The following is a 23,189-nucleotide window of genomic DNA, read 5'->3' on the forward strand; positions in this document are numbered from 1 at the left end:
TAAATGATTCCTGGATGACTATTTCAAGCGATAGTACAGCTCGCGGTATGATTTCGCGGCAACTTGCCAGCTAAAATCCATCGCCATCGCCTGCCGTTGTACAAACCGCCAAAGCGAAGGCCGTGACCACAACACAAAAGCACGCCGAATCGCGCGTAGCAACGACCAGGCGTTACTGTCTTCGAAGACAAAACCGCTGGCGATACCGTCCGCCAGATTTTCCAGCGAACTGTCGGAGACCGTATCGGCCAACCCCCCGGTACGCCGCACCAGAGGCAGCGTGCCATACTTTAAGCCATATAACTGCGTTAAGCCGCACGGTTCGAAACGACTGGGCACCAGAATAACGTCCGCGCCGCCCATAATGCGATGCGAGAAAGCTTCGTGATAGCCGATCTGTACGCCAACCTGCCCTGGGTGTTCCGCCGCCGCCGCGAGGAACCCCTCCTGAAGCACCGGATCGCCCGCGCCGAGTAGCGCCAACTGCCCGCCCTGCTCCAGCAGCCCCGGTAACGCCTCCAGCACCAGATCCAGACCTTTCTGGTTGGTCAGACGGCTTACCACGGCAAACAGCGGCACTTTGTCGTTAACCTTCAACCCCATCGCAATTTGTAGCTGACGTTTGTTTTCCGCCTTCTCTTCCAGGGTATCGCGCGTGTAGCGCGACGCCAGCAGCAGATCGGATTCCGGGTTCCAGATCTTCTCATCCACGCCGTTCAGTATGCCGGACAAGCGCCCTTCCAGATGACGCTGACGCAGCAGGCCTTCCATACCATAAGCAAACTGCGGTTCGGTAATTTCACGCGCATAGGTCGGGCTCACCGCCGTAATATGGTCGGCATAGTACAAACCGGCCTTCAAAAAGGAGAGTTGTCCGTTGAACTCCAGCCCATGCATATTAAAGAATGACCACGGCAGTTCGATGTCATCCATATGCTTTGCATAAAACATGCCTTGATAGGCCAGGTTGTGTACGGTAAAGACCGATTTCGCCGGCCGCCCGCGCGCTGCCAGATAGGCGGGCGCCAGCCCGGCGTGCCAGTCATGGGCGTGCACCACGTCGGGGCGCCAGAATGGATCAAGTCCGCAGGCCATTTCACAGCCGACCCACCCTAACAGGGCAAAGCGCAGCACGTTATCGGTATAGGCATATAAATTCGTATCGTGATAGGGACTGCCTGGACGCTCGTACAGATGCGGCGCGTCGATCAGATAAATGCCCACGCCGTTATAATGCCCGAACAGCAGCGATATCTTACCTGCGAAAGTATCGCGGCGGCTCACCACATGCGCGTCGGGTATCCCCCGACGGATATCGGGAAACCCTGGAAGCAGAACGCGAACATCAACACCATCCGCAATTTGTGCCGCAGGCAACGCGCCTATCACATCCGCCAGACCCCCAGTCTTCAGCAGGGGGAACATCTCTGAACATACATGTAAAACCTGCATTATCGCTCCTGTTTGACCTGCAGTTTGCGCAGCATTTCACGCGTGACCAGTACAATACCTTCTTCTGAACGGTAGAAACGACGAGCGTCCTCTTCCGCATTTTCACCAATCACCATGCCTTCCGGGATAATACAGGCACGGTCAATAACACAGCGACGTAAACGGCAGGAGCGTCCTACCCAAACCTCAGGTAACAACACTGCCGAATCAATATTACAAAAAGAATTTATTCTCACCCGTGGGAAGAGCACAGATTGCACCACCACCGAACCGGAGATAATGCAGCCGCCGGAGACCAGCGAGTTCAGCGTCATACCGTGGCTACCGGAGCGGTCCTGCACGAATTTCGCAGGCGGTAGCGATTCCATATGCGTACGAATAGGCCAGTTCTGGTCATACATATCCAGCTCCGGCGTCACCGAGGCTAAATCCAGGTTCGCCTTCCAGTAAGCTTCCAGCGTACCTACATCGCGCCAGTACGGTTCGGCTTGCGGATCGGACTGCACGCAGGAGAGCGGGAAAGGATGCGCGTAAGCCATACCTTCGCGGGTGATTTTGGGGATAATGTCTTTACCGAAATCGTGGCTGGACGCGTCATCTTTATCGTCTGCCGCCAGCAATTCATACAGGTAATCGGCGTCAAAAACGTAAATGCCCATACTGGCCAGCGATTTGCTGGCGTCACCAGGCATTGCGGGGGGATTCGCCGGTTTTTCGACAAAATCAATAATCTTGTCGCTTTCATCGACCGCCATCACGCCGAATGCCGTCGCTTCTTTGATCGGCACCGGCATACAGGCCACCGTGCAACGCGCGCCCTTTTCAACGTGATCGATCAACATACGCGAGTAGTCCTGCTTATAGATATGATCGCCTGCCAGGATGACGACATATTCCGCTTTATAGCGACGAATAATATCCAGGTTCTGGGTCACCGCGTCTGCCGTGCCGCGATACCAGTTTTCGCCCTTCATACGCTGTTGAGCTGGCAGCAGATCGACAAATTCGTTCATCTCTTCGCTAAACAGTGACCAGCCGCGCTGAATGTGCTGCACCAGCGTGTGGGACTGATACTGAGTGATCACGCCGATACGGCGAATCCCGGAGTTCAGACAATTAGATAAGGCGAAATCGATGATGCGGAACTTCCCACCAAAGTGGACGGCTGGTTTGGCGCGTTTGTTCGTTAAATCTTTTAGACGCGTGCCGCGGCCGCCGGCCAGGATTAGGGCAACAGATTTCAATGGCAGCTGGCGCGCCAACATTACACGATCGTTCTTCTCTAAACTCACCATGATTAACTCCTTTTTTATCCTCTCTGGAACACACACAGTCCATGCGCAGGTCCCTGCCAGACCGCCGTTATCACCGGATTATCCTCTCCAGCGAATGGGGGAACGGCGCGCCATTCCCCTTCGGGTAAAACTATATCTGTCACCTCAAGCGTGGCATTTATCGCAATCAGAAAACGGTCCGACAACAGAATTTGCATCAGCTTAGGCCCGTTTTGCCACTCATCCGCACTCAAGGGTTGCGCGTTTTTATTCAGCCAACGCACGTTGCCATCGCCTTCTTCCCACCAGCTATTGCCGGTTAAAGCCGGTATCTGCTGACGCAAACGAATCAGCGCGGCGGTAAACGTGGTTAACCCACGGTTTGCCTGCTGCCAGTCCAGCCAGGTTAAGGCATTATCCTGACAGTAGGCGTTATTGTTGCCGTGCTGGCTATGGCCATGTTCATCGCCTGCCAGCAGCATCGGCGTTCCCTGAGAGAGCAGTAGCGTCGCCAGCAGGGCATGAATGCTGTCGCGCCGCCGCTCCATTAAATCAAGCGGACCGCCTAATCCTTCTTTACCATGATTGTCGCTGTAATTGCTGTTGGTGCCGTCGCGATTTTCCTCACCGTTCGCCTCATTGTGTTTCTGATTGAAACAGACGCAGTCCCGGAGCGTAAAACCGTCATGCGCCGTGAGCAGATTGACAGAGGCGCCGGGCGCGCGGCCATTGCGTTTAAACACATCGCTGGAAGCGGCGAAACGACAGGCAAACTCCCCGGTCGTCAGGTTACGCGGCAACCAGAATCGGCGGGCCGCATCGCGAAAATGATCGTTCCACTCGGCAAACGGTGGCGGAAAATTCCCGACCTGATAGCCGCCCTCGCCAATATCCCACGGTTCAGCAATCAGCTTGACCGTTGATAACACAGGGCACGCTTTAATCGCGGCGAACAGCGGCGCATCCTGGCGAAACGTCGGCGTGCGCCCCATGACGGACGCCAAATCAAAACGAAAACCATCGACATGACAGGTTTCCACCCAATAGCGCAAACACTCGCACGCGTATTCCACCACGCCGGGATGGCTTAAATTGATCGTGTTGCCGCACCCCGTCCAGTTGTGATAATCGCCATCGTCCCTTATCCAATAATAGCTACGGTTATCAATTCCGCGCAGGGAGAAGGTTGGACCGTCCAGATCCAGCTCGGCGCTATGGTTTAATACGATGTCCAGAATGACCTCAATCCCCGCGCGATGCAGCGCTTTCACCGCATCGCGAAACTCGTCCAGCGCCGTCTCGGGCGAACTGGCCCAGGCGGGATGCAGCGCGAACATCGCCATCGGGTTGTAACCCCAATAATTGGTCAGTCCCATACGTTGCAGGCGCGGCTCGCTGGCAAACTGCGCCACCGGCAACAGTTCCAGCGCCGTAATGCCAAGCTGTTTGAAGTACGCCACCATGACCGGATGACCGAGCGCTTTATAGGTGCCGCGTATCTCCTGGGGGAGTTCCGGATGCAGGTAGGTAAGCCCTTTGACATGCGCTTCATAGATGACCGTTTTTCCCCACGGCGTGCGCGGCGCGGCGTCATCTTCCCAGTCATAATGGTCGCTGATTACCACGCTTTTCGGCGCCACCGCCGCGTTATCGCGGTAGTCCGGTTCATCGTGTCCGCCGTGCAACAGCGGATGATCTTTTAGTTCGCCCTCGACCCGGCGCGCATAAGGATCAAGCAGTAACTTCGCCGGATTAAACCGATGCCCCTGCGCTGGCTGCCACGGGCCATGTACGCGATAGCCATAGCGCAAACCTGGCCTGGCGCCTGCCAGATAACCATGCCAGACATCGCCGCGACGTCCTGGCAGGTCATAGCGACGCTCATTCCCTCGGGAATCAAAAACGCACAGCTCTACGCGCTCCGCATGGGCGGAAAAGAGCGTGAAATTCACGCCATGACCGTCATACGTTGCGCCATGCGGCGTTGCTTCGCCGATCGCAAGCTGCGTCATTCCCCCTCCCGCATCAGCCAGATCGTCGCCAACGGCGGTAACGTCAGGTTAAGAGAGTGCTGACGGCCATGGCTTTCGATCTCATCGCTGTGCACCACGCCGCCATTGCCGGTGTTGCTACCGTGATAATGCATCGAATCAGTATTGAGAATTTCACGCCAGCGTCCCGGCTGATTGATGCCAAAGCGGTAGTCGTGGCGAGGCACGGGCGTAAAGTTGCTGGCGACGATGATCTCGTTACCGGCTTTATCACGGCGTACAAAAATCAGTACCGAGCGTTCATTGTCATCGACCACCAGCCACTCAAAGCCGTAAGCATCAAAATCCAGCTCATGCAACGCTTTATGGTGGCGATAGGTGTGGTTGAGATCGCGTACCAGACGCTGAACCCCGTGGTGCCAGTTATCGCCCCCCTCCAGCAGGTGCCAGTCGAGGCTGGCGTCATGGTTCCACTCGCGTCCCTGGGCAAACTCATTCCCCATAAACAGCAGTTTCTTGCCGGGGAAGGCCCACATCCAGCCATAATAGGCGCGCAGGTTAGCAAATTTTTGCCACGCATCGCCCGGCATACGATCGAGAATGGATTTTTTGCCGTGAACCACCTCATCGTGCGACAGCGGCAGAACAAAGTTTTCGGTATGGTTATACAACATACCAAAGGTCAGCTTGTCGTGATGATACTGGCGGTACACCGGGTCCAGCTTCATGTAGTCCAGCGTGTCGTGCATCCAGCCCAGGTTCCACTTGTACCAGAACCCCAGGCCGCCCGTTTCCGGTGGACGCGTCACGCCAGAGAAGTCTGTCGACTCTTCCGCCATGCTGACCGCGCCGGGCACCTGCTCGCCAATAATGCGGTTGGTATTGCGCAGAAACTCAATGGCTTCCAGGTTTTCACGACCGCCGAACTCGTTCGGTATCCACTCGCCCTCTTTGCGGCTGTAGTCGCGGTAGATCATAGAGGCCACCGCATCGACACGCAGCGCATCAATCCCAAAACGCTCCATCCAGTACAGGGCGTTGCCCACCAGATAATTACTGACTTCACGACGACCATAGTTGTAGATCAGCGTATTCCAGTCCTGGTGATAGCCCTCGCGCGGGTCGCTGTGCTCATAGAGGTGGGTGCCGTCAAACTCCGCGAGGCTAAATTCATCGGACGGGAAATGGCCCGGCACCCAGTCGAGAATGACGTTAAGGCCCGCCGCATGGGCCGCATTGATGAAATAGCGGAAGTCGTCCCGCGTACCAAAGCGGCGGGTCGGCGCGTAGAGGCCGGTCGGCTGGTAGCCCCAACTGCCGTCAAACGGATGTTCGTTAACCGGCAAGAGTTCAAGGTGCGTAAAGCCCATCCATTTGGCGTAAGGCACAAGCTGATCCGCCAGCTCACGATAGCTCAGCCAGAAATTGTTATCCGTATGGCGGCGCCATGAACCTAAATGCACCTCATAAATCGAGATCGGCGCATCAAACTGATTGGCTTTTTGTCGTTCTTCGCTTGGCGTCACTTTCTCCGGCAGTCCGCAAATCATCGACGCCGTTTCCGGACGCATCTGTGCCTCAAAAGCATAGGGATCGGCTTTAATGCGCAGATTACCGTTCGCATCAAGCAGCTCGAATTTATACAGTTGTCCATTATGCGCGCCGGGGATAAACAGCTCCCAAATACCGCTCTCTTTGCGCAGACGCATCGGGTGGCGACGCCCATCCCAATAGTTGAATTGCCCGACAACCGAAACGCGACGAGCATTAGGCGCCCAGACGGAGAAACGGGTGCCGGTGACGCCATCCATCGTATCGGCGTGCGCGCCCAGCGTTTCATAAGGACGCAGGTGGGTGCCTTCCGACAATAGCCAGGCATCCATTTCCTGTATTAATGGACCAAAACGGTAAGGATCGTCGATGAGGTTCTGCTGTCCGTGCCAGGTCACGGCGAGCTGATAGCGAAAGAAATTTTTACGTCGGGGTAAAACGCCGCAGAAAAAACCGCGAGCGTCGAGACATTCCAGTTTGCCGACTTTACGTCCGGTTTTGGGTTCAATCACCCATACGTCGGTGGCGTCAGGTAATAGGGCGCGGACTTCTAGTCCGGCTTGGGTCTGGTGCATTCCGAGTACGGAAAAAGGGTCCGCAAAATGTCCTGCAATTAGCGCATTAATCACGTCTCTATCGATACGACTGGACATGGTTTGTCATCCTGTTTTGTGGCGTCACTCCATCTCACTGAATTCAACATCAGGTAGTGACACTTCTTTGACCTGAACGGCGCAGCACACTGTGCATCCTATCTGCGTCGTCCTACCTTCAGGTTAGGCTTAATACCCGTGGGATTAAGCTACCCTTAAAGAATAGCCAATGCTCTGCTTAACTCCTGATAAAAATGAAACATCTGCGTTTACTCCTGTATTACGCAAAAAAAAGGGTGACGATGCACCCCTGGTTTAACACAAATTTCCCCGCCGGATGGCGGCGCTGACGCGCCTTATCCGGCCTACAGAACCACACGCAGGCCCGATAAGCGCTGCAATAGCCACTACGCCAACTGGCGCAGCATTCGACGCAGCGGCTCGGCGGCGCCCCATAACAACTGGTCGCCTACGGTAAACGCCGACAAGAACTCTGGCCCCATGTTCAGCTTACGCAGACGACCAACCGGCGTAGTCAACGTGCCGGTCACCGCCGCCGGGGTTAATTCGCGCATAGTGATATCACGATCGTTCGGCACCACTTTCGCCCACGGATTATGTGCCGCCAGCAGTTCTTCCACCGTCGGAATGGATACCTCTTTTTTCAGCTTGATGGTGAACGCCTGGCTGTGACAGCGCAGCGCGCCGACGCGCACACACAAACCATCAACCGGAATCACAGAGGCAGTATTGAGAATCTTGTTGGTTTCCGCCTGGCCTTTCCACTCTTCGCGGCTCTGGCCGTTATCGAGCTGTTTGTCGATCCAGGGGATCAGGCTTCCCGCCAGCGGTACGCCAAAGTTATCAACCGGCAGCTCGCCGCTGCGGGTCAATGCCGTAACTTTGCGTTCAATATCAAGAATTGCGGAAGACGGCGTCGCCAGTTCATCGGCGACATGGCCATACAACTGACCCATCTGGGTTAACAGCTCGCGCATATGGCGCGCGCCGCCGCCGGAGGCGGCCTGATAGGTCGCGACGGATACCCAGTCAACGAGATTATGGGCAAAGAGACCGCCCAGCGACATCAACATCAGGCTAACGGTACAGTTACCGCCCACAAAGGTCTTCACGCCATTGTTCAGGCCGTCGGTAATCACGTCCTGGTTGACCGGGTCGAGAATAATAATGGCATCATCTTTCATGCGCAGCGTAGAAGCCGCGTCAATCCAGTACCCCTGCCATCCGCTTTCGCGCAGCTTTGGATAAATTTCGTTGGTATAATCGCCGCCCTGGCAGGTCACGATGATATCGAGCGCTTTTAGCGCATCCAGATCAAAAGCGTCCTGTAGCGTACCGGTGGAGGTGTCGCCGAAGGTGGGCGCCGCCTGTCCAAACTGGGAGGTAGAAAAGAAAACAGGGCGAATAGCGTCGAAATCGCGCTCCTCTACCATGCGTTGCATGAGAACAGAGCCGACCATTCCGCGCCAGCCGATAAAACCAACATTTTTCATAGCGTTTTTTTCCTGCAAAGAGATGTGCTGTGTATGCGCGCCAGTATCCTGTGGCGCATCCTTCACCATACAAAAAGCAGCCAAAGTCGCAAGTGAAATTAATCAATGATAGCGAAGCCATCAGTAATGCGACTTATCCTGCCTTACCGCGCAAGCAGAAAGTCCAGTGGCGATTATCAGGGAATTTGCGTTAGGAAGGGAATCATTTCCGTCGCTGTTTTATTGATCCTAATTATGGATCAGCGTAGAAATTTGCCTGTTTTTATGCGCATACTGAAACATGGCGAGGCAAAACGTCGTTGGGCGATTGCCATGCACACCTCAATAAAAAACCGGGTAGCGATTACGCCTTACCCGGCTTACGGTGTCGATATGTGCCCGTTTCCAGGCCCGGTAAGCACAGCGCCACCGGGCAACAAGACTCAGCTCAGCAGTTGGAAAGCAATCATCCCGACAATCGCGCCGACCGTGCCGAGGATAGTTTCCATCATCGTCCAGGTCTTCAGCGTCTGTGCTTCGGTCGCGCCGGTAAATTTACCGAACAGCCAGAAACCGGCGTCGTTAACATGAGAAACCACAATTGAACCGCCGGCGATACAGATAGAGAGCGCCGCCATCTGCGCGCCGGAGAAATTCAGTTGCTCAATGACCGGCATCACCAGACCGACCGCGGTTAAACACGCCACGGTCGCGGAACCCTGAATGATGCGCACCGCCGCCGCCAGCACAAAGCAGGTAATGGCAATCGGCAGTCCCATACCGGTTAACGCTTCGCCCAGCGCCGGGCCGACGCCGGAGTCAACCAGTACCTGTTTGAACACCCCGCCTGCGCCAATCACCAGCAGAATAATGCCCGCCGGTTGTAGCGCGTGGCCGCAGATTTCCATCACTTTGTCTTTCGGCATCCCCTGGCGCATCGCCAGGCCGTAAATCGCTACCAGACAAGCGACCAGAATCGCAGTGAAGGGGTGACCGATAAACTCAAACCATTCGTAAGCGGTGGAACCTTCCGGCACAAAACGCGCGGCGATCGTTTTCAGTCCTACCAGCACCAACGGCAGCAGGATCAGCGCCAGGCTGAAGCCGAAAGAAGGCATTTTACCTTCACCCAGATGCGGCTCGGTAATGTCGTCAGGAATACGCAGCTCAACGTAACGGCTGATAAAATTCCCCCACAGCGGCCCGGCGATAATCATGCCAGGAATGGCGGCGCACAGCCCAATCAGGATCATCCAGCCGAAATCAGCATGCATCTGGGAAGCCAGCAGCATCGGCGCAGGCCCAGGCAACAAAAACGCCGCGGCTGCCGCCACGCCCGCAAACAGCGGAATGACCAGCTTCACCAGGTTTGTGCCGGTATGACGCGCCATAGAGAACGCCACGCTTATCAGCAGCACAATCGCCACTTCAAAGAACAGCGGAAGCGCGCAAATCAGCCCGGCCAGGCCAATCGCATAGTGCGCGCGGTTATGACCAAAGGATTTAAGCATCTTGACGGCTATCTGATCGACCGCGCCGGTTTCATGCAGAATCTTGCCGAACATCGCCCCCAGCGCGACCACAATCGCCAGGAAGCCCAGCGTGCCGCCCATCCCTTTTTCCATGGTCGCGGCGATTTTATCAAGCGGCATCCCTGAAAAAAGCCCCGCGCCCATTGAGACGACCATTAACGCGACGAAGGCGTGCATACGCGCCTTCATCACGAGAAACAGCAGCAGTAAGACGGAACCGACGGCGGTTAAAACCAGTGTTAATGTACTCACAGCGTACTGCCTTTATTGATGACCTCAATGGTGCTCGCCACGACGCCTTCCAGCGGCTGGTCGATATCCACCACCAGAACATCGCGTTCGTCGGCACCCGGCTCTTGCAGCGTTTCAAACTGCGTCACCAGCATCTGGGTTTTGAAGAAATGACCTTTGCGCGCTTTCAGACGGCTTTCAATGACGTCGAAATCACCTTTCAGATAGATAAAGGAGAGGTTCGGGTTTCCCTCGCGCAGCAGGTCGCGATAATGTTTTTTCAGTGCGGAACAGACGATCAGCGAGATTTTATTGGTACGCTGCATCGCGAAAGCGGCGTCGTTCAGCGCCTGTAACCACGGTTTGCGGTCATCATCATTCAACGGCTCGCCGGAAGCCATTTTTTCAATATTGCAGCGCGGATGCAGAAAATCGCCGTCCAGAAACGCGGCATGAAGCTGATGCGCCACGGCGCTTGCGACAGCGGATTTACCGCTGCCTGATACGCCCATCAGAACGTAAACGTGGTGATCATGATTAGTCGTGCTCAAAGCGGGCCCCCACTCTACAAGTTGCAAAATTTGTTACGGGTAACTGTTATCGGTAACATTGTCCAACCGCACCATTCACGACGCAATGACCATTCGTGCCAAAAGTGAATAAGTGTGAGCTACTTCAAAGTTGTCAGACTAAATAGATCCGCCCGGTGACAAGGTGAAACCTAAATCTAACATTTTTGGCGTGACCGTTTCGCCGCGAATGCGGGCCAACAGACGTTCCGCGCCAATGCTGCCCATTCGCTCGCGCGGCGTCAGGACGCTTGCCAGACGCGGTTCCATCACCTGGCCGATATCATGACCGTGGAACCCGGCGATCGCCATGTCGCCCGGGATTTTTAGCCCCAGGCGCTGGCATTCGAAGGCCGCCCCCACCGCCAGGTCATCGTTGGTGCAAAAAATACCGTCAAGCTGTGGGTATTCGCGTCGCGCCTGGCGCATGAGTTCGATACCGGAAGAGTAAGATGAAGATTGCTCCATCATCACACTGTAAGGAACCAGGCCTGCGTCCCGCATCGCCTGTTCATAACCCTTCTGCTTGATGATAGTACGTTCGTCGAGGCGCGCCCCCAGATAGGCGATATGACGATGACCACGCGCGATAATCGCGGCGGTCATCTGACGGGCGGCCTCGAAGTTGTCAAAACCGACGGCAATATCGAGACACGGCGACTGGCTATCCATCAGTTCCACCACCGGAATCCCGGCGACTTCGATCATTTTTAAGGTGCGCGGCGTATGGGTACGCTCAGTAAGGATCAGGCCGTCGATATTCCAGGAGAGCATCGACTCCAGGCGCTCCTGCTCCATCTCCGGTTTATAGCCGTAGTGCGCCAGCATGGTCTGATACCCGTGGGCATCGGTGACGGCCTCAATGCCGCGTAACACTTCCGCAAAGACCTGGTTGGTTAAAGACGGCAGCAGAACGCCAATGGCGCGACTGGTGGCGTTGGAAAGAATGTCAGGCGCGCGATTAGGAATGTACCCGAGCTCATCAAGCGCAGCCGCAATTTTACCCCGCAGCGCGACGGAGACCTGCTCCGGATTACGCAAAAAACGGCTGACCGTCATTTTGGTCACGCCCACACGGTCGGCCACATCCTGAAGTACGGGTCTTTTCTTTTTCATCGTCCTGAAAGGTATAAAAGGGATAGATTTGCCCAGTTTACCACGGACGTGCGGAATTAATGACAAACGATGAAAAGCCGGATGGCAACGCTTTCGCGTCTTATCCGGCCTACAAAAGGTTACAGCACGTTAGACTGGCGGCAAGTCAAACAACAACACTTCACTGTCGCTGTCGGCATGAATCGAGATTGCCTGCTCATCCCAAATCGCCAGGCCGTCGCTGGTCGTCGCTTTGGTACCGTTAATGGTCACGTTACCTTTTACCACCTGGATCCAGACGCGGCGCTCAGCGGCAATCTGATGCACCGACTGCTCATCTTTGAGCAGCGCCCAGCGGTACAGCTCCATATCCTGGTGGACCTTCAGCGAACCATCGCGAGCATCTGGCGAAAGCACCAGTTGCTTGCCCTGCGCGGCGTCGAAGCGACGCTGTTCGTAGCGCGGCGTGATGCCGGTTTCTTGCGGAATGATCCAGATCTGGTACAGCCGCAGACGATCCGTTTTGCTCGGGTTGTACTCGGAGTGGCGAACGCCGGTCCCGGCGCTCATAATCTGGAATTCACCGGCCGGAACCTGTTCTTTATTGCCCATACTGTCCTGGTGTTCTACAGCGCCTTCCAGTACATAGGTCAAAATTTCCATGTCTTTATGCGGATGCGTACCGAACCCCTGGCCTGCGTCGATCACGTCATCGTTAATCACACGCAGCGCCGAGAACCCCATAAAGTTCGGATCGTAATAATCGGCAAAAGAAAAGGTATGCCAGGAGTCAAGCCAGCCATGATTCGCATGACCGCGGTCGTTTGCTTTGCGTAAGTAGATCATTGTGTTCACCCCCAGATGTTTTCGATGGAATAAGTGTGGACTCATTCCGTCCGGGATCATAGAGGGTGAAAATTGACTCCTCTGTTCAAAAAATATGAATAAGCGCAGAGGAGTCTGTAAGGGCTATTTAGCGAGGGTTATCGTCGCAGGCGTTGCCTGTTCGAAAGCACGTTCGAGGATTTCCAGATTGGTAAGAACTTCAGATTCCTTGACGTAATTAGGCGTACCGACGGTCAACGTCTGGTACAGCGCATCATAAACGCGACCATAGTCACCCGTTTCCGGTTTCACCTCTTCTTTCACCGTAACGCCGTCATCGTTAACATATTCCAGCACACCGACGGATTCGTCAGCGGCAAAACCCGGCTCGCCAGGCATAATGTTCGCTTTCAGGCTGGTTTCTTGTTGATCGATACCGTATTTCACAAACGAACCTTTGGTGCCATGAACAATAAACTTCGGATAGTCGATTTTCACCAGATGGCTGGTTTTAACGATAGCCTTCAAATCGCCATAAAACAGTTGCGCTTCAAAGGTGTCATCCGGATTCGCTTTATTGCGCAGGCTACGAATGTCATACGCGACATGATCCGGGCGGCCAAATAGCGAAATAATTTGATCCATGGTGTGGACGCCAAGTCCGTAGAAAGCGCCGTCCTGCGGCAGGCCCGGTTTGGTTTCTGCTACCGGGCGGTAATAATCGAAATGGCTTTCAATTTCGACAATCTTGCCCAGTTTCCCGCTCTCAATCGCTTTTTTAGCAGTAAGAAAACAGGAATCAAAACGCCGATTCTGATACGGCGTGACGGTCAGTCCTTTGCTTCGCGCCAGGTCGAACAACACTTTTGCCTCCGCCAGCGTCGGCGTGAAAGGTTTCTCAACCAGCACATTTTTACCCGCTTCCAGCGCGCGTTTAGCGTATTCGAAATGGCTGTCAGCATGGGTACAGACGATCACCAGTTTTACCTGCGGATCGCCCAACACCTCATCCAGATCGCTGGTGAAGTGAATATGTGAATAGTGCGGCGCCTGCTCTTCCGGTTTAGCGTGACGACGGAAAATATGCGCGACATGCCAGGTATCTTTCCGATTCAGAACGTAGGGGAGATGGTAACGGGTGGTGCTTTTGCCGAATCCAATAAATGCGCAGTGTAAGGTCATGAGACGATCCTTTTGAAGATGATTGTTTACACCATAGCGCAAAGCGTGAGGAGACTGAATGTTGGATTCTTTGCCGGATGCGGCGTTGCCTTTTTGGGCCTACAAAAGCAGATGCCTCAAGATCGGGCGTAAGTGGCGCAGGCAGATTATTCACGGCAAGCGCGCAGGGCCCGGAGCGTACTAAATGTACGTGAGGAGCACGAGCACTTCCCGGGGACAAAATGACAAGTAAGCCAGGCTGAAACAAAACCCAAAAAAAAAGCCAGCAAAAGCTGGCCAAAATAATACTGGAAGCAATGTGAGCAATGTCGTGCTTTCAGGTTCTCCGTAGGGGTTCCCCTGAACGCAAGGCAATAATAATCATTCTCATTAGCACTTGTCTACTTCTTTTTGCAAAAAAATGCGGTTGACGGAATTTTCTTTCTCAGCGAGTGTAAATACACAATTAACCCTGCAGGAGATAAGGAATGAGTGAAATAGTGATACGCCACGCTGAACCGAAAGATTACGACGCCATTCGTCAGATCCACGCCCAGCCGGAGGTGTACCACAACACGCTACAGGTTCCTCATCCTTCCCTCGAAATGTGGCAGGCGCGGCTAACCGAGCAAGCCGGGGTTAAACAACTGGTTGCCTGCATTGACGATATTGTCGTTGGCCATCTTTCTATTCAGGTCACCCAACGCCCTCGCCGCAGCCACGTGGCCGATTTTGGTATCTGCGTGGATGCCCGGTGGCACAATCGTGGCATTGCCAGCGCGCTGATCCGCACCATGATCGACATGTGCGATAACTGGCTGCGCGTTGACCGTATTGAGTTAACGGTGTTTGTTGATAACGAGCCCGCCGTGGCGGTGTATAAGAAGTACGGCTTTGAAATCGAAGGCACCGGTAAGAAATACGGCCTGCGCAACGGTGAGTACGTTGATGCGTACTTTATGGCGCGCGTGAAATAGCGCTTCCCCGCCCCACCCTGTGGGGCGAAACGTCACAAACCTTCACAACATTCCAGTTATTGCAACCTACTTCCCCTATATCAAAACAATAACCATCTGAATTTCATGGTTATTGCCGCTTTAAGCTTTATCACCGTTTTTTTCGTAATTTTAGCAATATTAATATTACATTTTTGTTTTTTTTTGGTTTCTGCCATCACTTTATGGTGACAATCACAACAATATACTCCTCCCGGGACTAATTTAACCACGGTGAGGTAAAAAATGAAATTTGAACGCCATCATAGAATATTGAAGGAACTCAGTATTTCGGGAGTTGTAAAAGTTTCAAATCTGGCGAAAAGTCTCAAGGTAACAAAGGAAACTATTCGTTCAGATCTCAATGAACTTGCCGGACAGGGATATCTTACTCGCTGTCATGGTGGTGCATTTATTACCCTTGATTCTCTTGATAACGTCGCAAAAAATGAAATTGCTTATGTGCTGGAAAAATATGAATCAGCGCAGAAAATAAAAAAAGGTCTCTCTGCCATGAAAAATAATGTATGTGTTATTGGCTCGTTCAATGTTGATATCATCAGTTATCTACCGAGATTACCCTCAACGGGAGAATCATTGCTGGCCGATAAATTTATTTTTTCACCCGGCGGTAAGGGATGTAATCAGGCATTAGCAGCAAGCTATGCCGACTCTGATGTGCATTTTATTACTAAAGTCGGCTCAGATCATTTTAGTGATTACGCCATTAATTTTATAAACTCATCAAAAATCCATAAAAGTGTTATCTACCAGACCAAAGAAACACAAACAGGTACAGCAACCATCATGGTGAATGGAGATACCGGAGATAACGTCATCGCTATCTACCCTGGCGCCAACATGACAATTTCCCCTGATGAAATCACCATTCAGAAAGAAGCCATTGTTCATTCAGATATTGTTCTTGTCCAACTGGAGACGAATTACGAAGCGCTGCAGCAAACAATTCGTCTCGCACAAAAAAATGACATACCGGTCATTATCAATCCAGCGCCATACAATGACATGGTTAACACCATCATTGATAACATTGACTATATTACGCCAAATGAAACGGAAGCAGGCCTGCTGGCCAATATGGCGGTTAATGATATCGAATCAGCCAAATGCGCGGCCAAAATTATTCACCAGAAAGGCGTCAAAAATACCATTATTACATTAGGTAGCAAAGGTTCGCTTGCTTATGATGGCACACAATTCATCTATTCTCCGGCATTTCCGGCAGTTGTAAAAAATACTGCGGGAGCGGGTGACGCTTTCAATGGCGCCCTCGCATCTGGCCTTGCAAAAGGAAAGTCACTGGCATCCGCATTGTGCTACGCCAGCGCATTTGCCTCACTTGCGGTTGAAACGCCTAATGCCTCTGATATGCCGGAAAACGACTCCGTTCTTCATCGTATTCAGGGTTCACATTACAAACAAACTATTTCTACTCACTAAATCAAGGAGCAGACTATGAACAATACGCAGAAAAAACTAAAGGTGCTCTTTATTGGAGAATCCTGGCATATTCATATGATTCATTCAAAAGGTTATGACAGTTTCACCTCCAGTAAATATGAAGAAGGCGCTACATGGTTACTGGAATGTCTGAGGAAAGGCGGCGTTGATATTGATTACATGCCTGCCCACACGGTACAAATTGCCTTTCCAGAGAGTATTGACGAATTAAACCGTTACGATGTTATTGTTATTAGCGACATTGGTAGTAATACCTTCCTGTTGCAAAACGAGACATTTTATCAGCTAAAAATAAAACCAAACGCTCTGGAGTCCATTAAAGAGTACGTCAAAAATGGCGGTGGACTACTCATGATTGGCGGCTATCTGTCGTTCATGGGTATTGAGGCAAAAGCCAATTATAAGAACACCGTTCTTGCTGAGGTTCTGCCAGTTATTATGCTTGATGGCGATGACCGGGTAGAAAAGCCCGAGGGTATCTGTGCTGAGGCTGTCTCACCTGAACATCCTGTTGTTAACGGGTTCTCAGATTATCCGGTATTTCTTGGATATAACCAGGCCGTCGCCAGAGACGATGCCGATGTCGTATTAACAATAAATAATGACCCATTGTTAGTGTTCGGTGAATACCAACAGGGTAAAACCGCCTGCTTTATGAGTGACTGCTCCCCACACTGGGGAACCCAGCAGTTTATGTCATGGCCGTTTTATACCGACCTGTGGGTCAACACGCTTCAATTCATCGCCAGAAAATAAAAAACAATGGAGTAACGAAAGTTACTCCTTTTATAAAATATAAGGATTGATGTATGAACAAGAATAAGTACTCAACCCCCTTACTGATGCTTGCCACCATCTTAGCCGGTATGCTTTCCCCGATGCAGTCTGCCGTTAATGGGCAGTTAGGACATTGGTTACAAGACGGTAATGCTTGCGCAGTAATCTCGTTTGCCAGCGGTCTGGTCGTCATGTTTTTTATTATTATTGCGCGCAAAGAAACACGCCAGCAATTCGCCTCAATCCCTACTCTGATTAAAAAGAGAAAAATCCCGCTATGGAATTGGTTTGCAGGATTATGCGGGGCGATGGTCGTATTTTCTGAAGGCGCATCCGCCAGCGCGCTGGGCGTTGCCACCTTTCAAACGGCATTAATTTCCGCTCTGCTTCTTTCCGGCCTGCTGTGCGACCGTTTTGGCGTCGGTGTGGAGGAGAAAAAATATTTTACGCCATGGCGCATTACTGGCGCATTGTTCGCTGTTATCGCCACCATTTTTGTCGTGTCGCCACAGTGGCACTCAACCTCGTTTATCCTGCTCGCTATCCTCCCCTTTTTGGCAGGGTTACTCGCTGGCTGGCAGCCTGCGGGGAATGCGAAAGTCGCCGAGGCAACGGGCTCCATGCTGGTGTCCATTACATGGAACTTCATCGTCGGCTTTTGTGTCCTGGGCGCAGCGCTGGCGATACGTATCGCATTAGGCCATGTCACCATCCAGTTACCCGATACATGGTGGATGTATCTCGGTGGTCCGCTGGGTCTGCTGTCCATCGGGCTAATGGCGATTCTGGTGAGAGGCTTAGGGCTATTGATGCTGGGCGTAGCGTCAACAGCAGGCCAACTGCTTGGCTCAGTGCTAATTGATGAATTGATCCCTTCATTAGGCAATACGGTCTACCTGGTCACCATCATCGGTACGCTGTTCGCGTTAGTCGGTGCGATTGTGACCACCATCCCTGAATACAGAGCATCCAAAATGGCGCAAAGAATGGAGGTGTCAGAATGAAAGGTTTCCTGCAAACCGTAACAGGCCCGGTGGCGCATACGGATATGGGGCTGACGCTACCGCATGAACATCTGTTTAACGATCTGTCTTCGGTCGTAGACGAGCCACATTATGCTTTTTCACAGCAACTGGTGGGAAAGAAAGTCAGTGCTGACCTGCAGTGGGGGCTGAAACACGACCCATACTGCTGCGCCGATAACATGGACCGCAAAGAGATTGATGATGTTATCTTCGAAATCAATAACTTTATGTCTTTAGGCGGCAGGACGATTGTCGACGCCACCGGATCAGAATCCATTGGACGGGACGCCTCAGCGCTACGAGAAGTTGCCTTAAAAACGGGTTTGAATATCGTTGCGTCATCCGGACCTTATCTGGAGAAATTTGAAAGCACCCGGATCCATAAACCTGTTGAGCTGTTAGCCTCACTCATTGATAAAGAACTGAATCAGGGTATTGGCGAGACGGATATTCGCGCTGGCATGATCGGTGAAATCGGCGTATCCCCCGCGTTTACCCAAGCGGAGCGTAACAGCCTGCGGGCAGCGTCTCTGGCACAATGTAACAACCCCCACACGGCGATGAATATCCATATGCCAGGGTGGCTGCGGCTGGGGGATGAGGTGCTGGATATCGTGCTGGAAGAAATGAACGTCTCTCCGGCAAAAGTCTCGCTGGCGCATTCGGACCCTTCAGGAAAAGATGTCGTCTATCAACGTAAAATGCTCGACCGCGGCGTATGGCTTGAATTTGACATGATTGGTCTGGACATCACCTTTCCAAAAGAAGGTGTCGCGCCGGGCGTTCAGGAGACCGCAGATGCAGTAGCGAATCTGATTGCACTGGGTTACGCCGACCAAATCGTTTTAAGCCATGATGTTTTTCTCAAACAGATGTGGGCGAAAAATGGCGGAAATGGCTGGGGGTTTGTCCCGAATGTCTTCCTCGCCTATCTGGCTGCTCGCGGAGTAGACAACGATACTCTGCGCAAGCTTTGTATTGATAATCCAGCCCGATTACTCACGGCATAATCTGCAAATAGCCCGGTGTCTGACACCGGGCCTGGAATTAAAAATCAGTATCCCGCCGTTAAATCATCCACGGAACGCGGGTCAGACGCGCCATACAGTTCGCCATCCGGTCCAACCATAATACTTTGGGTGCTGCCCATCGCTTCTTTCAGCGCCACTTTCTGCCCTTTCTGTTCCAGCAACTTTAGCGTATCGGGGCTGAAGCCCTTTTCTACCCGCAGTTCGTCCGGCAACCATTGATGATGGAAACGCGGCGCGTTGGTCGCTTCGGCGACGTTCATGCCAAAATCAATGCTATTCACTACCATTTGCAGCACAGTAGTGATGATTCGACTCCCGCCAGGGCTGCCGGTCACCAGCCAGGTTTTGCCCTCTTTAACGACGATAGTGGGCGACATCGACGACAGCGGACGCTTCTTCGGACCGACCGCGTTAGCATCGCCGCCCACCAGGCCATAAACATTAGGTACACCGGGTTTAGCAGAAAAATCATCCATTTGATTATTCAGCAGAATACCGGTATTTCCCGCCACAATTCCTGTGCCGAAGGTGGTGTTCAGGGTATAGGTCACCGCCACAGCATTGCCGTCTTTATCCACCACCGAGAAGTGGGTGGTCTGGTTGCTTTCATACGGGGCGAGCTTGCCCGGTTTTATCTGGCTGGAAGGTTTGGCCTTGTTGATATCAATTTGATCGGCCAGCGTTTTCGCATAGGCTTTGTGGGTCAGCGCCTGCCACGGCACTTTCACAAAGTCCGGATCGCCCAGATACTCTGAGCGGTCAGCGTAGGCGTATTTTTCCGCTTCCGCCATGATTTGCATGGCATCGGCGCTGCCAAAGCCGTACTTCTTCATGTCGAAATTTTCAAGAATATTAAGGATCTGTACGATGTGAATACCGCCCGAGGATGGCGGCGGCATGGAGAAGACCTGATACCCGCGATAGTCACCGCTGATTGGCGTACGCTCAACGGCTTTATAGCTGGCTAAATCCTCTTTGATCATCAGACCGCCGTTCTTCTGCATTTCTCCGGCAATCTGGTCAGCAATCGCCCCTTTATAAAACGCATCCGGGCCGTTTTCGGCAATCATTTCCAGACTTTTCGCCAGATTCTTCTGGACCAGCTTATCGCCTTTTTTCAGCGGCTCGCCGTCTTTCCAGAAAATGGCTTTGCTGTTCTCATGGTTGGGGATCACTTCGCTGCCGTAAGTTTTTAAGTCGTCGGCCAGCGCATCGTTAACCACAAAACCCTCTTCCGCCAGCTTCATCGCCGGACGCACCACTTTATTCAGCGGCATCGTGCCGTATTTCTCCAGCGCCAGCGAGAACCCCGCCACGGTACCCGGCGTACCGGATGCCAGATGCGACGTCAGCGACTTTTTCGCATCGGCGTTACCCTGATCGTCGAGGAACATATCACGGGTCGCGCCAGCCGGCGCCATTTCACGAAAATCAATCGCCGTAGTGTTACCGTCTTTGGTGCGCAGCAGCATAAATCCCCCGCCGCCCAGATTCCCGGCTTGCGGATGCGTCACAGCCAGCGCATAGCCCACGGCGACGGCGGCATCCACGGCATTACCGCCCTGCTTTAAGATATCCACGCCAACCTGCGTCGCCATTGCATCCACGGACGCCACCATCCCTTGCGTCGCCCGCACAGGATGAAAGACATCTTCTTCAACACCATAGGAGACTGGCGGCGCGACGGGAGGATTGGCCACCGCGCTAAACGTCCCCCCGGCCAGCAGAGCGGCGATCGCCACCCAGCGCATAAACGTTGGTTTCATCGTTGTTTTTCTCCAGATAAATGGGTGTATGTCCCGTTAAATCCTGGTCCACAACGCTTAAAAAATCATCATCATGGCGAAATAGAGGTACACTTAAAAAGAGGCCTCATCGGGAGGAGACGACAATGAAACGCTTACTACTTATTACGGCTTTGTTACCCTTTGCTGTATTGGCCCAGCCAATTAACACTATGAATAATCCTAATCAGCCAGGTTATCAGATCCCCAGCCAGCAGCGTATGCAGACGCAGATGCAAACGCAGCAGATTCAGCAGCAGGGTATGTTGAAACAACAGATGCAAACGCAGGCGCGCAGCCAGCAGCAAAATCTACAGTCGCAGTTGAATGCCAATACGCAGCGGGTTCAGCAGGGACAGCCGGGCAACGGTATGCTCGGTCAGCAAACGCTGCCCAATACGCAGGGCGGAATGCTCAGCGGCAGCGGAAATCCGGACCGGATGCTAAACCATTCCCAGCCAATGTTGCAGCAGGACAGCGGGACGCCGCAGCCTGACATCCCGCTGAAAACTATCAGCCCTTAAAACTGAAAGTGAGGGCCGATGTCATCAATGCGATCGGTGCAGATACAATCCACGCCCCAGCGCAGCAGCTCTGCCGCCCGCTGGGGCTGATTGACGGTATACACCAGAATCCGCAGACCCGCGGCCTTAATCTCTTGCACTCGCGTCTCATCGAGTAATTTATGGTTGAGATGGAGGGAAACACAGCCCAGACGGGTCGTCAGTTCACGCCAGTCTTCACGCCATTTATCCAGCAGTAACCCGCGCGGCAGTTCAGGTGCTGCCACCTGCGCCGCTTCCAGCGCCTCTATCTCAAAGGAAGAAAGCAGCGGCGGCGTCATCCCGGCCCACAGTTCGCGGGCGGCCGACGCCACGACGCGTCCTGTTAGCCTTCCGCTCCCCGTTGTCGGTTTGATCTCAATATTCGCCATCATGCCGTGTTTACGGCAGCGCTCCGCCACCTGCGAGAGCAACGGCAGCGGCTCGCCTTTAAATTCGCCGCTAAACCAACCGCCAGCGTCCACACGCAATAAATCCTGCCAGTTCAACTCGCCCGCCACGCCCCAACCGTTGCTGGTGCGCTCCAGGTTATCGTCATGCAGCAGGAAAATTTCGCCGTCTTTCGACAGCTTGGCATCAAACTCAATCATGGTGTGCCCGTATCGCGCGCCCACGTCAATCGCCGCCAGAGTGTTTTCCGGCGCCAGTTTACCGCCGCCGCGATGGGCGACAATGTGGGGATAAGGCCAGTTACTCATACACGTTGTCCTGTTTCGCCATCAAAAAGATGCCGCTGATGTTCCGGCAGATGCAGCCATAGCGTACTGCCCGCCGCCGGGCGCTGCTGATGCGCCAACCGCACCACCAGTTTCTGATCGCCCCAGCGCCCATGCGCCAGATTATCCGCGCCCAGAATCTCCAGCGTGTCTACCGTTAACGGCACGCCGCCTTCCGCCTGCGAGCTTAACGCAATATGCTCCGGGCGGATACCCAGCGTCATTTTACGTCCAGCATGACCCCGATAGTCCGCACCAATCGGCAACGCCAGACCGCCAGGCAATTCGAAACGGTCGCCGGAAGCGCTGATAACGCCATCCAACAGGTTCATCGCCGGGCTGCCGATAAAGCTCGCCACGAAGCGACTGGCCGGTTTTTCATATACCTCTACCGGCGTGCCAATCTGTTCTGCGACACCTTTATTCATCACCATCACCCGCTGGGCCAGCGTCATCGCCTCTACCTGATCGTGAGTAACATAGAGCGAGGTGGTACGAAGACGACGATGCAGATGCTGTAACTCCAGACGCATCTGCACGCGCAGCTTGGCGTCGAGGTTAGAGAGCGGTTCGTCGAATAAGAAGACTGCCGGCTCGCGGACGATCGCGCGCCCCATTGCCACGCGCTGCCGTTGACCGCCGGAAAGCTCACGTGGACGGCGTTTAAGCAGGCCGTCCAGCTCCAGAATGCGCGCCGCCTCCCGCACGCGTTCTTCAATATGCGCTTTGCTCATACCGCGAATTTTTAGTCCCCACGCCATGTTCTCCTCTACGCTCATATGGGGATAGAGAGCATAGTTCTGAAATACCATCGCGATGCCGCGATCTTTGGGCTCCATCTCGGTGACACGTTTGCGATCAATCCAGATATCGCCGCTGGTCACGCGTTCCAGACCGGCCACCATCCGCAACAACGTTGATTTGCCGCAGCCGGACGGCCCGACCATCACGATAAATTCGCCATCCGCCACGTCCAGCGTCAGCGGTTGAATGACCTGGGTTTTGCCGTCCCAGCTTTTGGTTACTGCCTGTAGTTTTAAACCAGCCAT

19 protein-coding genes and 1 pseudogene are annotated in these 23,189 nt (G+C 53.4%); 7 read left to right on the forward strand and 13 right to left on the reverse strand.

All coding sequences use genetic code 11. The annotated features are described in order from the left end of the window. Nucleotides 1–18 precede the first annotated feature (18 nt). The 5 genes from glgA to asd form a co-directional block, all read right to left on the reverse strand. Nucleotides 19–1,452 carry a glycogen synthase GlgA gene (glgA, locus tag ACH0VJ_RS12345; protein ID WP_001197669.1) on the reverse strand — a complete coding sequence of 478 codons (1,434 nt, stop codon included), beginning with the start codon at nucleotides 1,450–1,452 and terminating at the stop codon, nucleotides 19–21. Then, nucleotides 1,452–2,747: a glucose-1-phosphate adenylyltransferase gene (gene glgC / locus ACH0VJ_RS12350; protein ID WP_000253995.1), complete on the reverse strand. Its 1,296-nt coding sequence runs from the start codon at nucleotides 2,745–2,747 to the stop codon at nucleotides 1,452–1,454. The genes glgA and glgC overlap by 1 nt, the downstream gene beginning before the upstream one ends. Nucleotides 2,748–2,761: 14 nt before the next feature. Beyond that, nucleotides 2,762–4,738: a glycogen debranching protein GlgX gene (glgX, locus tag ACH0VJ_RS12355; RefSeq protein ID WP_000192486.1), complete on the reverse strand. Its 1,977-nt coding sequence runs from the start codon at nucleotides 4,736–4,738 to the stop codon at nucleotides 2,762–2,764. Next, the gene (gene glgB, locus ACH0VJ_RS12360; protein WP_000098552.1) at nucleotides 4,735–6,921 is read right to left on the reverse strand and encodes a 1,4-alpha-glucan branching enzyme; all 2,187 of its coding nucleotides are present in this window, start codon (nucleotides 6,919–6,921) and stop codon (nucleotides 4,735–4,737) included. Before glgB ends, glgX begins: the two co-directional genes overlap by 4 nt. A gap of 347 nt (nucleotides 6,922–7,268) precedes the next feature. After that, nucleotides 7,269–8,375 (reverse strand): aspartate-semialdehyde dehydrogenase, encoded by a 1,107-nt coding sequence (gene asd, locus ACH0VJ_RS12365; protein WP_000799940.1) that lies wholly within the window; start codon nucleotides 8,373–8,375, stop codon nucleotides 7,269–7,271. Between the two features lie 126 nt (nucleotides 8,376–8,501). Here asd and ACH0VJ_RS12370 point away from each other — a divergent pair. Then, a pseudogene (locus tag ACH0VJ_RS12370) lies at nucleotides 8,502–8,875 on the forward strand (MarC family protein); the annotation flags it as partial. Here ACH0VJ_RS12370 and gntU read toward each other — a convergent pair. The 5 genes from gntU to ACH0VJ_RS12395 all read right to left on the reverse strand — a co-directional run bounded on the left by gntU (nucleotide 8,798) and on the right by ACH0VJ_RS12395 (nucleotide 13,788). Beyond that, nucleotides 8,798–10,138: a gluconate transporter gene (gene gntU / locus ACH0VJ_RS12375; RefSeq protein WP_000105946.1), complete on the reverse strand. Its 1,341-nt coding sequence runs from the start codon at nucleotides 10,136–10,138 to the stop codon at nucleotides 8,798–8,800. The pseudogene ACH0VJ_RS12370 and the gene gntU overlap by 78 nt on opposite strands. Continuing rightward, nucleotides 10,135–10,668 (reverse strand): gluconokinase, encoded by a 534-nt coding sequence (gene gntK / locus ACH0VJ_RS12380; protein WP_000108342.1) that lies wholly within the window; start codon nucleotides 10,666–10,668, stop codon nucleotides 10,135–10,137. Before gntK ends, gntU begins: the two co-directional genes overlap by 4 nt. A gap of 138 nt (nucleotides 10,669–10,806) precedes the next feature. Further along, complete coding sequence (gene gntR / locus ACH0VJ_RS12385; RefSeq protein WP_000730242.1) at nucleotides 10,807–11,802, reverse strand: gluconate operon transcriptional repressor GntR; 996 nt, start codon at nucleotides 11,800–11,802, stop codon at nucleotides 10,807–10,809. 129 nt (nucleotides 11,803–11,931) lie between these two features. Beyond that, nucleotides 11,932–12,627, reverse strand: coding sequence for a pirin family protein (locus tag ACH0VJ_RS12390; protein WP_000639789.1), 696 nt, complete (start codon nucleotides 12,625–12,627; stop codon nucleotides 11,932–11,934). Nucleotides 12,628–12,750: 123 nt separating this feature from the next. Continuing rightward, nucleotides 12,751–13,788, reverse strand: coding sequence for an oxidoreductase (locus ACH0VJ_RS12395; protein ID WP_000172384.1), 1,038 nt, complete (start codon nucleotides 13,786–13,788; stop codon nucleotides 12,751–12,753). A 467-nt stretch (nucleotides 13,789–14,255) separates the two neighbouring features. On the opposite strand from ACH0VJ_RS12395, the gene yhhY reads away from it, so the two are divergent. The 5 genes from yhhY (at nucleotide 14,256) to ACH0VJ_RS12420 (ending at nucleotide 19,056) form a co-directional block, all read left to right on the forward strand. After that, on the forward strand, nucleotides 14,256–14,744 hold the full coding sequence (gene yhhY / locus ACH0VJ_RS12400) for an N-acetyltransferase (protein WP_001290278.1): 489 nt from the start codon (nucleotides 14,256–14,258) through the stop codon (nucleotides 14,742–14,744). A 264-nt stretch (nucleotides 14,745–15,008) separates the two neighbouring features. Further along, nucleotides 15,009–16,223 carry a PfkB family carbohydrate kinase gene (locus tag ACH0VJ_RS12405; RefSeq protein ID WP_000667440.1) on the forward strand — a complete coding sequence of 405 codons (1,215 nt, stop codon included), beginning with the start codon at nucleotides 15,009–15,011 and terminating at the stop codon, nucleotides 16,221–16,223. Between the two features lie 15 nt (nucleotides 16,224–16,238). Then, nucleotides 16,239–17,000, forward strand: coding sequence for a glutamine amidotransferase (locus tag ACH0VJ_RS12410; protein WP_001066509.1), 762 nt, complete (start codon nucleotides 16,239–16,241; stop codon nucleotides 16,998–17,000). Nucleotides 17,001–17,053: 53 nt separating this feature from the next. Then, complete coding sequence (locus ACH0VJ_RS12415; RefSeq protein WP_001038954.1) at nucleotides 17,054–18,025, forward strand: DMT family transporter; 972 nt, start codon at nucleotides 17,054–17,056, stop codon at nucleotides 18,023–18,025. After that, complete coding sequence (locus tag ACH0VJ_RS12420; RefSeq protein WP_000675710.1) at nucleotides 18,022–19,056, forward strand: phosphotriesterase; 1,035 nt, start codon at nucleotides 18,022–18,024, stop codon at nucleotides 19,054–19,056. The genes ACH0VJ_RS12415 and ACH0VJ_RS12420 overlap by 4 nt, the downstream gene beginning before the upstream one ends. Before the next feature lie 44 nt (nucleotides 19,057–19,100). Here the strand turns inward: ACH0VJ_RS12420 and ggt are convergent, their stop codons facing one another. After that, on the reverse strand, nucleotides 19,101–20,843 hold the full coding sequence (gene ggt, locus ACH0VJ_RS12425; protein ID WP_000805109.1) for a gamma-glutamyltransferase: 1,743 nt from the start codon (nucleotides 20,841–20,843) through the stop codon (nucleotides 19,101–19,103). 125 nt (nucleotides 20,844–20,968) lie between these two features. Here ggt and ACH0VJ_RS12430 point away from each other — a divergent pair, with 125 nt between their 5' ends. Beyond that, a complete protein-coding gene (locus tag ACH0VJ_RS12430) occupies nucleotides 20,969–21,385 on the forward strand; it encodes a DUF2756 family protein (protein ID WP_000826041.1) in 417 nt (138 codons plus the stop codon). Here ACH0VJ_RS12430 and ugpQ read toward each other — a convergent pair. Next, entirely contained in the window at nucleotides 21,382–22,122 is a 741-nt protein-coding gene (gene ugpQ, locus ACH0VJ_RS12435; RefSeq protein ID WP_000073556.1) for a glycerophosphodiester phosphodiesterase, read from the reverse strand. The two genes, ACH0VJ_RS12430 and ugpQ, sit on opposite strands and share 4 nt — an antisense overlap. Next, nucleotides 22,119–23,189, reverse strand: coding sequence for a sn-glycerol-3-phosphate import ATP-binding protein UgpC (locus tag ACH0VJ_RS12440; RefSeq protein WP_000907836.1), 1,071 nt, complete (start codon nucleotides 23,187–23,189; stop codon nucleotides 22,119–22,121). The genes ugpQ and ACH0VJ_RS12440 overlap by 4 nt, the downstream gene beginning before the upstream one ends.

Source organism: Salmonella sp. 2020_1459 (genome assembly GCF_043847915.1).
Lineage (GTDB): Bacteria > Pseudomonadota > Gammaproteobacteria > Enterobacterales > Enterobacteriaceae > Salmonella > Salmonella enterica.

Bases quoted from the DNA above. Each gene is read 5' to 3' on its own strand.
- asd (WP_000799940.1), bottom strand. From the start codon at position 8,375: ATGAAAAATGTTGGTTTTATCGGCTGGCGCGGAATGGTCGGCTCTGTT.
- ACH0VJ_RS12410 (WP_001066509.1), top strand. From the start codon at position 16,239: ATGAACAATACGCAGAAAAAACTAAAGGTGCTCTTTATTGGAGAATCC.
- ggt (WP_000805109.1), bottom strand. From the start codon at position 20,843: ATGAAACCAACGTTTATGCGCTGGGTGGCGATCGCCGCTCTGCTGGCC.
- ACH0VJ_RS12420 (WP_000675710.1), top strand. From the start codon at position 18,022: ATGAAAGGTTTCCTGCAAACCGTAACAGGCCCGGTGGCGCATACGGAT.
- ACH0VJ_RS12430 (WP_000826041.1), top strand. From the start codon at position 20,969: ATGAAACGCTTACTACTTATTACGGCTTTGTTACCCTTTGCTGTATTG.
- ugpQ (WP_000073556.1), bottom strand. From the start codon at position 22,122: ATGAGTAACTGGCCTTATCCCCACATTGTCGCCCATCGCGGCGGCGGT.
- gntR (WP_000730242.1), bottom strand. From the start codon at position 11,802: ATGAAAAAGAAAAGACCCGTACTTCAGGATGTGGCCGACCGTGTGGGC.
- yhhY (WP_001290278.1), top strand. From the start codon at position 14,256: ATGAGTGAAATAGTGATACGCCACGCTGAACCGAAAGATTACGACGCC.
- ACH0VJ_RS12440 (WP_000907836.1), bottom strand. From the start codon at position 23,189: ATGGCTGGTTTAAAACTACAGGCAGTAACCAAAAGCTGGGACGGCAAA.
- glgA (WP_001197669.1), bottom strand. From the start codon at position 1,452: ATGCAGGTTTTACATGTATGTTCAGAGATGTTCCCCCTGCTGAAGACT.
- ACH0VJ_RS12395 (WP_000172384.1), bottom strand. From the start codon at position 13,788: ATGACCTTACACTGCGCATTTATTGGATTCGGCAAAAGCACCACCCGT.
- glgX (WP_000192486.1), bottom strand. From the start codon at position 4,738: ATGACGCAGCTTGCGATCGGCGAAGCAACGCCGCATGGCGCAACGTAT.
- ACH0VJ_RS12415 (WP_001038954.1), top strand. From the start codon at position 17,054: ATGAACAAGAATAAGTACTCAACCCCCTTACTGATGCTTGCCACCATC.
- glgB (WP_000098552.1), bottom strand. From the start codon at position 6,921: ATGTCCAGTCGTATCGATAGAGACGTGATTAATGCGCTAATTGCAGGA.
- glgC (WP_000253995.1), bottom strand. From the start codon at position 2,747: ATGGTGAGTTTAGAGAAGAACGATCGTGTAATGTTGGCGCGCCAGCTG.
- ACH0VJ_RS12405 (WP_000667440.1), top strand. From the start codon at position 15,009: ATGAAATTTGAACGCCATCATAGAATATTGAAGGAACTCAGTATTTCG.
- ACH0VJ_RS12390 (WP_000639789.1), bottom strand. From the start codon at position 12,627: ATGATCTACTTACGCAAAGCAAACGACCGCGGTCATGCGAATCATGGC.